This window comes from Cohnella xylanilytica, from assembly GCF_014212175.1.
Taxonomy (GTDB): Bacteria; Bacillota; Bacilli; order Paenibacillales; family Paenibacillaceae; genus Cohnella; species Cohnella xylanilytica.
The window spans coordinates 1-1,739 of the sequence record NZ_JACJVR010000171.1; the positions used below are offsets into that span (position 1 = coordinate 1).

The 1,739-nt window shown below is 61.5% G+C and carries 1 protein-coding gene and 1 pseudogene; both read left to right on the forward strand.

Going from position 1 to position 1,739, the window contains the following annotated elements:
* Nucleotides 1–535: pseudogene (locus H7B90_RS32645) on the forward strand (hypothetical protein); the annotation flags it as partial.
* Nucleotides 536–605: 70 nt separating this feature from the next.
* Complete coding sequence (locus H7B90_RS32265) at nucleotides 606–1,685, forward strand: glycosyltransferase family 2 protein (protein WP_185140015.1); 1,080 nt, start codon at nucleotides 606–608, stop codon at nucleotides 1,683–1,685.
* Nucleotides 1,686–1,739: the final 54 nt, after the last annotated feature.

Here is a 1,739-nt window from a genome sequence, read left to right on the forward strand (position 1 = left end):
AACGGGCGCCACAGGCCCAACCGGCGCCACAGGCCCGACGGGCGCCACGGGCCCAACGGGCGCCACGGGCCCGACGGGCGCCACGGGCCCAACGGGCGCCACGGGTCCAACCGACGCCACAGGTCCCGTACCGAGCTACGCCTCGGGCTTCGCGGCCGGACCGGTTGCTCTATCCGGTACGCCGACTACGACCGTGACGAGCAGTCCCGCTTTAACCGTCGCGGCCAACAACCGACTGGAGATCAACTACGCATGGCAATTGAATACGACGTTCGGTGCCCCGGCGCCGACAACGTTCACGGTTACATCTACTCTGCTGAACGGAATCGCCATTAATTCCGTAAACTTCGAACTGTCGGGAACCGCCGTGAGTACGACGACGATCCGTCCGATTGTGTTCGTGTACACGGATGTCGCTCCTGCCGCGGGAAGCAACGCCTACTCCATTCAGGCGTCCTTCACCTTGACGGGCGGAGGCGGAACGACGACGGTAACGGCGACCAACAACAACATCACCGTCACCAACTACTTGTAGTCGCCTTGCGAACTCGATCTTCCCGCCGACGGGACGATCGATCCAATCGACTCGCTGGAGGGATGGACCATTGCCCACCGTCAGCCTATGCATAATCGTCAAAAACGAAGAAGAGACGCTCGGCCGCTGCCTGGAGTCCGTGCACGATCTCGTCGACGAGATCAACATCGTCGATACCGGGTCGACCGACCGCACGGTGGAGATCGCCCGGCAATATACCGACCGGGTGTTCCATTACGAATGGCCGGACAGCTTCGCCGAAGCGCTTAACGTCTCGTTCTCCAAGGCGACGCAGGAATACATTCTCTATCTCGACGCCGACGACGTCCTGCTGCCGAAGGACCGGGAAGCGTTCCGCCGATTGAAGGAGACGCTCGATCCCGGGATCGACGCCGTATCCATGTACTACGATTACGGGACGGACGAATACGGCAACGTCTCGCTGCGCTACCGCTACTACCGGCTCGTCAAAAGATCGAGAAATTTCCGATGGGTCGGAGATTGCCATCAGCACTTGCCGGTGTCCGGGCGCACGCTTCAAGCCGACATCGCCGTCACCCACCGGAGAATCAAGCACGCGGCCGGGCGAACGCTGGGCATCTACCGCAAAAAATGGGAGAGAGGAGACGCCTTCGCGGTTCGGGATTATTTTTATTACGGCAACGAGTTGAGAGAGGGGGGCTACTGCGAAGAAGCGATCGGAATGTACGCGAAGCACTTGGCCCACCCGGAAGGCTGGGTCGACGACCGCATCTTCGCCTGCATTTACACGGCCGATTGCTATCGCTCGCTGAACGACCGGGAGAACGAGCTGGTCTTCCTGTTCAAGTCGTTCGAGCACGGCAAGCCGCGGGCGGAGGCGCTGTGCCGGATCGGGGACTGGTTCGCGCGCAAGAACGATCAACGAACCGCTGTCTATTGGTACGAGTCGGCGCTAAGAACGCCCCCGGACCCGGATCAATGGAGCTTCAGCTACCCCGCCTACCACACTTGGTACCCCCGTCTTCAACTGTGCGTCTGCCATTACAAGCTCGGCGACCTGAAGACCGCCTACGAGCACAACGAAGAAGCCGCCCGTTACCGTCCCGACGATCCCCACGTGAAGCACAACCGGGAGTGGCTCGGAGCCAGGCTCGGGCTCTCCTCATGACCGAAGGCGCCTCCCCGGCGCCTCCTTTTTTTTTGCGGCGTGCCCAGAGGCACG